Source organism: Fimbriimonadaceae bacterium (assembly GCA_019638775.1).
GTDB lineage: Bacteria > Armatimonadota > Fimbriimonadia > Fimbriimonadales > Fimbriimonadaceae > JAHBTD01.
Window position 1 is genome coordinate 1 of sequence record JAHBTD010000040.1, and the last position, 8,899, is coordinate 8,899.

The 8,899-nt window shown below is 57.8% G+C and carries 12 protein-coding genes; all 12 read left to right on the plus strand.

The features are described 5' to 3' along the window. The coding region (locus tag KF784_18765) for a hypothetical protein (protein MBX3121108.1) at window positions 1–271 on the plus strand (271 nt) is incomplete at its 5' end. A 611-nt stretch (window positions 272–882) separates the two neighbouring features. Continuing rightward, entirely contained in the window at window positions 883–2,310 is a 1,428-nt protein-coding gene (gene xseA / locus KF784_18770; GenBank protein ID MBX3121109.1) for an exodeoxyribonuclease VII large subunit, read from the plus strand. Then, complete coding sequence (locus KF784_18775; GenBank protein MBX3121110.1) at window positions 2,300–2,536, plus strand: exodeoxyribonuclease VII small subunit; 237 nt, start codon at window positions 2,300–2,302, stop codon at window positions 2,534–2,536. The genes xseA and KF784_18775 overlap by 11 nt, the downstream gene beginning before the upstream one ends. 271 nt (window positions 2,537–2,807) lie before the next feature. After that, complete coding sequence (locus KF784_18780; protein MBX3121111.1) at window positions 2,808–3,185, plus strand: response regulator; 378 nt, start codon at window positions 2,808–2,810, stop codon at window positions 3,183–3,185. Window positions 3,186–3,295: 110 nt separating this feature from the next. Continuing rightward, window positions 3,296–4,225 carry an SAM-dependent DNA methyltransferase gene (locus KF784_18785; GenBank protein MBX3121112.1) on the plus strand — a complete coding sequence of 310 codons (930 nt, stop codon included), beginning with the start codon at window positions 3,296–3,298 and terminating at the stop codon, window positions 4,223–4,225. 104 nt (window positions 4,226–4,329) lie between these two features. Further along, window positions 4,330–4,773, plus strand: coding sequence for a hypothetical protein (locus KF784_18790; GenBank protein MBX3121113.1), 444 nt, complete (start codon window positions 4,330–4,332; stop codon window positions 4,771–4,773). Window positions 4,774–4,974: 201 nt separating this feature from the next. Continuing rightward, window positions 4,975–5,892 (plus strand): lytic transglycosylase domain-containing protein, encoded by a 918-nt coding sequence (locus tag KF784_18795; protein MBX3121114.1) that lies wholly within the window; start codon window positions 4,975–4,977, stop codon window positions 5,890–5,892. Between the two features lie 59 nt (window positions 5,893–5,951). Then, entirely contained in the window at window positions 5,952–6,242 is a 291-nt protein-coding gene (locus KF784_18800; GenBank protein ID MBX3121115.1) for a JAB domain-containing protein, read from the plus strand. Between the two features lie 98 nt (window positions 6,243–6,340). Further along, window positions 6,341–7,642, plus strand: coding sequence for an IS1380 family transposase (locus KF784_18805; GenBank protein ID MBX3121116.1), 1,302 nt, complete (start codon window positions 6,341–6,343; stop codon window positions 7,640–7,642). 39 nt (window positions 7,643–7,681) lie between these two features. Next, a complete protein-coding gene (locus tag KF784_18810; GenBank protein ID MBX3121117.1) occupies window positions 7,682–7,900 on the plus strand; it encodes a hypothetical protein in 219 nt (72 codons plus the stop codon). Window positions 7,901–8,450: 550 nt separating this feature from the next. Then, entirely contained in the window at window positions 8,451–8,678 is a 228-nt protein-coding gene (locus KF784_18815; protein MBX3121118.1) for a hypothetical protein, read from the plus strand. Next, window positions 8,675–8,899 (plus strand): hypothetical protein (locus KF784_18820; protein MBX3121119.1); only part of this gene is annotated, 225 nt, incomplete at its 3' end. The genes KF784_18815 and KF784_18820, both read left to right, overlap by 4 nt.

Below are 8,899 nucleotides of genomic sequence, written 5' to 3' on the forward strand. Positions count from 1 at the left end.
CTACGGAGTTGAAGTCTCGCACCCAAGCCGTTCCCTCGACTCACGAGGCGCTATGAAAAAGGATTACGCCGTATCGGTCATCTTCCCTGAAGTGTTGGTCAAGCACAGCCGGCAACACATCAGAATCTCGGCGAGTAATCTACGGCTGGCTGCAAATGAGGCCCTTAAAGCCATCATGAAACGGGAAGGGATCAAAGGACGACGACTGACTCGCTTGCAACTGGCCGTGATCCACGCCGGCACGAGCACGATACAGGACCAGGAGGCCTAAGCGAACACACCTCATGAGGGCTATGGGTCTTCGTCTTCATCCCCAGGGGGGTAGCCTCCTACGCTGACAAATACTCACCCTCAGTTGCAGCGCGACGATGCTCATGCTCTGCCGTCGTCAGGAAGCCATGGCCACAGCGGACAATGACTCGATTGGTGTTGGCATGACGATCATCGCAGCTTCTTTTTGCCAACCAGATTTGTCGGCTCCTCGAGCCGAAACAGTTAGAGTACACCTTCACGAGTCTGATCCTGCTCAACGCCACGACCATCATCCTACTGGAAATGAGCATCGGCTGGACGGCCACGTTCTATTCGCTCGGGCCGATTGGACTCGGGCTCCTCGATATCTTGAACAAGCCCTCGCGCTTCGGTCCTTTATATCCGCAACTGTGGGGATCCCCTGGGCCATCCACCTCCACAGAGCCATGGCGTCCGGCCGATCTTGGGCACGGACGGACACTGATGTCAGTGTGCCGAAGACAGACACCTCCTGGTGGATGAGTGACGACGGATGTTTACTAACCGGATGGCGCTCACGCGCAGGGCAACCGCCTCGCTGATACCACGACGCCCTAACCGAGCACTGACACAGCCCTGAGAACCATGACGATGTCTCTCCCATCTACTCATTCAACCGAAACGCCACAGCCAATTCTCTCTATTGGGATGCTCTCGCAACGCATTCGTCGACAACTCGCGCCGATGCTGACCAAGCAGACGTACTTGCTCCAAGCCCAATGGATCAAACCCCAGGCCAATAAGGGGCAAAAGGGCTTCTTCTCGGTCACTCTGGCGGACACAGACAATCCAAATATGGCGATTGACGCCATGATCTGGGAACCAGCGGTCATCAGGAAGGTGCTCGAACAAGGCCAACAGTTCGGCCACGACCTGCTGAGTCGGGATTCTCGAGTCGAGGTCGTTGTCGAGGCCACGTTGGGGTTTTGGGCCAATAAGAACACGATCTATGTGCTCATTCACCAGCTCAGCACGATCGGCATGCTTGGACTGCGACAGCAACAACGGGAAGCAGCTCTTCGCACCCTCAAAGAGGAGGGCCTCCTTACTCGCAATGCCAGCCTTCCATGGCCACGATTCCCATTGCGAATCGGCATCATCGGCAAGCAAGGAAGTGACGCCGTTCACGATATCTTAAATGTCCTGCACAGCAGTCCGTACCGATTTGAAACCACTATTTTCCATACTGCCGTCCAAGGAGTCGGAGCGATCCCAGGGCTTCTCAAGGCATTCCACGATGTCGCCGCACACACCACACCGCTCGATGTCATTGTCATGTCGCGTGGAGGCGGAAATGAAATAGATTTGGTCGCGTTTGATAACCTCGACGTCGCCCGCGCCGTCGCGACAGCAAGCAAACCCGTCCTGACAGGGCTGGGCCACCACCTCGATCGGTCGATCTGTGACGAGGTGGCGGCGAAAGCTTTGTCTACGCCAACCGCTGCCGGGCAGTACCTCGTCAGCCATTTGGACCGCATCCGCGAATGTCTCTTCACGACCCATGCAACGCTACATGCCCATACTCGACACACGTTGCTAGAATGGACTCATGCACTCACGCTCACCCGGCATGCCCTCTGGGAACGCGCCCGGATCACGATCGAGGCTCACGCGACAGCGTCACAGCACGCCCATGAGCGATTCCAGCGCGCACTCCGCGATCGCCTCGAAGCCAGCTACCAGCAACGAAGAACCCTTCGATACAGCCTTACCGCCAGCCTGACTCAAGCGCTCTCACAGTTGTCCATGGGGTACGCCTTTACACTGGTACGCCTGCATACCGCCGGACTTTCGCGCGTCGATACCCTAAAAGGCGCCATCACCGCGTTCCTCCAGGCCTTGACCCTCTCAGACCCACAACATCTTCTTGCCAGAGGCTATGCCTATGTCCTTGATCATCACGGACGGATGGTGACCTCTCGTAGGACGGTCATCGCTGGAGAGCAGCTACATATTCACGTTCAGGACGGCAGGATTACCGCCACCACCCTTCACACGGAGCCTTCGCATGAGCAATGAAAACACGTCCCACCCCCAACTGCCCACGTCCTATGACGCGGCATTCAAGGAATTGGAGGACCTCTCAGCCAGAGCTACGAAAGGCGATATCAACATCGATGAGTTGAGCACGGCCATTCAACGAGGGAACCGGCTGTTTGCCTTTCTCAGCAGTGGCATCGCGAAGATCAAAGCTGAGATCGAGGACCACGCTCCGGACGGTATCACCCAATCCAAGCCCAGTTAACCGCTTGGCATCCGATGTGCCACGGACCATGTCCCCATTCAGAAGAGGACTCACTCAGTCATGTCGAAACACCATCACACTCACCCGATCACGATCGATCAGACTCTGGATCTCTTAGCCAAGCAGTGGACGGCTGCAGACCGCATCAGACTCAGAACCGCCCGGCACCGTCCACGCCATGTACGGGCCGCCGAACTCTGGACCCGTATTCAATCGTTGACTCAATCCACGCTGGCCCTGTTCCAACACCCTTCAGCCATGGAGACCTCGCATGGCCATCATTCTGATCGTTGACGACTATTCAGACATCCGAGCCTGTCTCCGGACGATGCTTGAAGAAGCGGGACATATCATCGTCGAAGCAGGCTCCGGCCAAGAAGCACTGCATGCCTGGAACGAAACCCACCCAGATCTCGTAATTACTGATCACTCAATGCCTGGGATGTCAGGTGTCGAGTTGATTCGCGCTTTAGGCCAGCGGCAACCGGAAGTGAAGGGCATCTTGATGTCAGCCGATCAGGATCCGCGCCCCGCGGAACCACCAGACCAGTCCCACGCGTGGCCATTCCTCCAGAAGCCCTTCGGCTTCCGGGCGCTACGACAAGCCATCGATTCGCTTCTGCTGGCTCAGCCGGCGGAACCAGCCTAGAGCATCCGCCAAGCGTCTTTCGCGCCTCTTCACCCCAGACATCTGCGTTCGTCCACCGTTCCGGTCTCCACTGCATCACTAACCCGTCGCTTAATGGGATGTACCAGGCTATGGTCGACTCAGACTTTCTGTCGTATGCACAACTCTGTCAGTTTGTGCGGGAGCAGGGACGTCTCCCACGGTTAGACGACCCGATCCCAGCCTATCGTTATGCCGTATGGGCCCTACCAATGATTTGGGAAGGGCATCGCGTGCTGCCTAGGGTTCCAAATCGATGGGGCTATCATTTAGACATACTTCACGAGAGACGGATTCCGGACGCCCCGATTCCGCAGATTGAATTTCTCCACACCCCCCATCGAGACACAATCACGCTTCTGCAACGCTGGGTCACGCTCGCCGCCGAGCATCAGTCCAGCTGGACAGGCCTCACCAATCTCATTGCTTGGATTGCGTTCTCTTTAAAACTTAACCACGTCCCCCCGTCGCTCGCGGACAACACGCAAGCCGCGCTCTACCAAGCCGTCAATCTCCAAGAATTGGTACTCCACCCTTACGATTATTGGGGCGATATCATCGCGGAGGGGATCGGCCGTGGGCCGTGGGCCAATCCAAACGGGTTTTATCCGACCCCCATGAGCGTCTGTCAGCTCATCGTACGGATGATGCTTCCCGACGCCGACAGCCTCTCCCCAGCCGCACGGAACGCCTTGCGGGTCAAATCCATTGCAGATCCCGCAGGATCCGGAACCGGAAGGATGCTCCTGCTGGCATCGAACGTCAGCCTCTCGCTCTACGGGATCGAAAGGGATGCAGTGGTCCGTACGGCATGTCTCATCAACGGCGCTCTCTACGCCCCCTGGCTCGCGTTCCCCTTGCCTCAAGAAATTCTCCATGCCACGGACGCGGAACATGGCCTCACAAACCAAGCCTCGCTCCTCTCAGTCGCCACGCCAATACCTGAAGAGATTTCGCTCATTCCTCCCATCAACGATGCCGTCGATCACGAGGACCTGCAGCTGGTCTTTCCTGGATGGTGAGCGAGATACGCTGACAGCACGCCACCGGTGCCGACCGACCCACCCGGTACTGGCTCGCGCTGCGCCCCAATGTGTTGGTTGTCACCCAGGTGGGGAGGGAGAGCATGCGAGTCCTCGAAGCACACGGCGACCTCTGGGATGTTCATGCTCAGGGTTCTTGGATCGCCATTACAACAAACGGGGTGATAAGAACAAATGGGCATGGCGTCATGGGAGCGGGGCTTTCCAAACAGGCCGCGGACCGGTTTCCTATCCTGCCCTCGCTGCTAGGAACCCATCTACGCCGTTTCGGCAACATTCCCACATCGATTCCCTCCATGCGGATCATGACCCTGCCCACCAAACATCATTTTCGTACCGCGTCTGACCTCGCCCTTATCCAGAATAGCCTGCAGCACATCCAGCTCATTCTCACACGTGAACGCATCGACCGGCTGTATTGTCCGCACCCAGGATGTGGTCTCGGTCAGCTAAGCTGGCAGCAAGTCCGAGCAGTGATTGTGCACGTGGTCGATCATCGATTCCTCTTCCTGCATTCTACTGCTTGAGTTCCTGCTCATGCTTCCCTGAGCGTCGGCCATTCGCTTTCAACAGATGTGAGACACGTCCCCAGCTCGCATCTCTTCTCGCAAGCTAGACGTCACCTCACGACCCATCACTGTCTTCGTACCAGAATCGGCCTCAGGCGTGCGTCGCACGCAGAGTGGAGGATGGTCGCGTACCATCCATTCACAAGAGGGAGACTTGCCATGCGTCGTCAGGCTTACGCGGCTATCTCGTTGACGCTATTTCTCATATTGCCCGCATCTCCTTCTCAAACATTGGCACAGACCAAACCGGAAGCTCCGCTCACGGGAGCATCGTGGCAGCAATGCCTCATCCACTATGCCCAAACCCTCGCCATCGATCCTGACCTCTTCCATGCGATCGTCCAAACCGAGTCGGCAGGTCACCCCTGGGCCTTGGGCTGGAGCGACCAAACTGGGAGACGACATAGTTATGCTGCACGTCGCCAGGAGGATGCGGTCGCCATGCTCCTTCGTCTTCTCCAGACCGCTCCCAATGTTGATATCGGGATCGCTCAGATCAGTTCACAACACCTGGGCTGGCTGGCCAGACACCACCAAATCCAGTCTCGCGATCTTCTAGAACCATGTGTCAATCTCTACGCCTCGAGTTTGATCCTTCAGACCTCAATCCAGAAGCATGGTCGCACCTGGAGAGCCGTTGCCGGCTACAACGGGTCCACCGCGTACATTCCGGCCGTTTGGAAGCATTTCTGTCAGCGTGCGGCAGATGCTGGCTGCTCCTCCGGACGCTCGACGCCTCCGCTCCCAAGTGCGCCGTTACCTCCTCCATACGACAGAGACACCGTTGAGATGCAGCGGAATACAGGTGGCACGCCGATATCGTGGAAGATCAGTCCAGTCGGCAGGCAGCGTTCGTTTCAGAGACCTCACTTAGAAGAGACCGCAACACACACTTTTGATCTCCTGAACGTCCGCGCACTGCTAGTCGTCACCCTTGCTCTTCTATGTGGTGCGATTGGCCTGCTCCTGATCCTCGCGCTTGGTGGGCGCCTCGTGCTCTTGGCCGTCTACATCGTTCGAGAAGGGCTATATATGCTTCGCAGGCAACGCGCCGCACATCACCGCCTGACAGGGTAGCGTCACGAAAACCAGCGTGCGCTCGCACTCACCGGCTCACCATGAGGAGAGGATCGCCCGTGAAGACTGCTCTCGATCAACACCAGCTCGGGATCTACGACGTTCCGCGGTACACCATCAGTCTTATCAAAGAGGCCGCATCGACGTTCCACGCCAAGACTCGATGCCAGTTTTCGGAAGACGTCTACCGATACTTCAAAGACATCTGCGAAAACCAAGATCGCGAACATCTTTATGCTCTCTTTCTCGATACAAAACATGTGCCCATCGGGATGAATCATGTGGCAATGGGCACACTCAGCACCACGATCGTCCATCCTAGAGAAGTCTTTAACCTGAATCCGGCGTGACTCCATCGTGAGATCTTCCGTCCGACGCATTCTGTGGCCCTCAAAATTGAGGAAAGGGGGCTTGAACGAAAGCTACCGAAACGGTAGCTTTCCGTGCGATGGCCCGAGGACCTCGGAAGCTCGCGATCAGGTTTGGCGCCACGACGCTGACGCATTACGGCGGCGTCTACCTCCTGCATCGGTTCTTGTCGCGGATTGGCTTCAAAACCAGCCTCGCCCGACAGATCCGACTGATTCAGCGGAACAATCGTTACAGCCTCGGCGAGATGTTTCTGGCGGTGCTCTATCCGATGATCCTTGGCCTCGAACGGCTCGAAACGACTCACTTGCTGCGGCAGAACGGCGTGTTTCAGTACCTGACCGGCTTGCCGCGCTACCCCGATGCGACCACGCTTCGGCGGTTCCTCCTGCGAGTGGCCCCGGCTGGACTGCCACAGTTGCGCGCCCTTCACGATCGCGTTCTGCACCAGATGACCGGCCAGCCGCGTGTGCCCACACGGCTGATCTTCGATGTCGACTCGACCGTGCTCGTGCTCTACGGCAACCAGGAACACGCCAAGATCGGCTACAACCCGATCAAGCGTGGGCGACCGTCGTATCACCCCCTGCTCTGCTTCGAGGGCCGGAGCAAAGACTTCTGGCATGGGGAATTGCGGCCTGGCGATGTCCATACGGCCAGCGGGACACGCGACCTCCTCGCCGCCTGCTTCGCGAAGATTCCCACCGGAGTCCGACTGGTGATTGTCCGCGCGGACAAAGGGTTTTACGACCACGCGCTGGTCGAGTGGCTCGAAGCCCGGCGGGCCCGGTTTGTGATCGTCGCTCGCCTGACGGCCCCGATCAAACGCAAGCTGGCGCACCTCCGGTACACCACCCCGAGTCGTGGAATCGAGGTCGCCGAGTTCCGCTCTCAGCCGACCGGCTGGCCGCATCCGTATCGCTTCGTCGTCGTGCGACGACCTCAGCCGGAGGAGCCGACCGCGCAGTTGACGCTCTTCAAGCTTGGCAAGTATCACTACCAAGTGCTGGTCACCAACCTGCCGTTGAAGCCGCTCAACCTCTGGCGCTTTTACAACGACCGGGCCGGCGTGGAGCTGCTGATCAAGCAACTCAAAGGGGATTATGCCTTGGGCAGCATCCCCACGCGGCACTTCTTCGCCAACGCAACCTACTTCCATCTGCTCCTGCTGGCCTACAACCTGGTGAACTGGTTCAAGCGGCTCTGCCTTCCGCCGGAGTTTCAGGCAGCCACGCTGCAGACCCTCCGCAGCAAGATCCTGTTGATGCCCGCCCAGTTGCGTCGCGTGGGGAACCGGCCCAGCTTGGCGTTGCCTGCGAGTGGGCCGAGCGAGGCGGCTTGGAAGCATGCGCTCCATCAGATCGAGAGACTCAAACTGTGAAGTCATCATTTTCACGCCGGATTCAGGTTTAAATGTGCCATTCTCCTGAACGCGGCTTGCCTGGTCATCGTTCACAACCACCCGAGTGGCGATCCTTCACCGAGCCCCGAAGACCGGGCCCTCACCACTCGGATCGCCGAGGCGGGCCAACTCCTCGGCATCGCACTCCTCGATCATGTGGTGATCGGCAACGGTAGGTATTTCTCCTTCGCGGACCACGGACCACTGACGCAACACGCTCCCACTTATACGTCCTAAGATGACTACGAACGTTCTTCCGACGTCTCACGGGCTTTGATTCGAAACGCAACAGCGGGAGGTGTCCGAGAGGCTGGTTTTCGACAGACTCTGAGCCCACAGCGTGTGGTTAATATATTGAAACTCGGATGAAACAGGAGAGAATCAAGATAGCCCCATTAGATGAGAAAACTGTCTTCCATCGGCTGGTGGTGTTGATTGCCGTTCCTTCCTCTCGACGCAGCATTTATCCAAAGAGCACAACCATGCATGCACCTATGCGCGATTCCGTGACGGGACGATTCCGGCGGCGCTATTCCTGTTCCTCTTGTCAGATGCTTCGCGTGAATGGACTGCCCTGTCATGAAACCGGCTGTCCAGATAGCTGGATAGACACGACACGGGAATGCCGGAACTGCGGGTGCGACTTCATACCTGATTCCCGATGGCAGCACTATTGCGACGACGCCTGCGCGGCCTGGTAACGCTAGCCGATTCCCGCTACTCAGGCCCGCTCTAGCGGGCAGTGGGTGCGCGTTCGTGAATCCCAATCGTTCTGTGGAGGCTCCTTATGGGCGTCACAAAAACCGCGAGCACGCTTGATGGTGGCCTAACCCCAATCTGTAGTTCTTGTGGTATTGCGCTCTGTTGGGACATCCCTGAATCTGAATACACCGAGCGCCAAGCCTTCTGGGATGCCTGGCGGTGTCGGGAGTGCCATCCTGATGCCAAGGGGGCACGGCGACGCTGGATTGAGCAACAACACGCGGCTGGCAGCGGCCCATCGAGGGTGCCATGACACCTTCGATCCGTTGTCCCTTCCGACGCCGCTCTATTCCCAGACATCACCCCTTCTGGCCCCCAAATTCCAATCAGATCGACAGCGGGATCCGAACCATCTACGATCTGAGCAAGGGCATCGCCCTGTTCGGGGTGTTTGTCCCATTGGTGACATTTAACGGGGTCTGGTATAAACTGGTGTTAGCGGTTTCGGCTGGTCTAGCCTTCTTTCTCACCGCA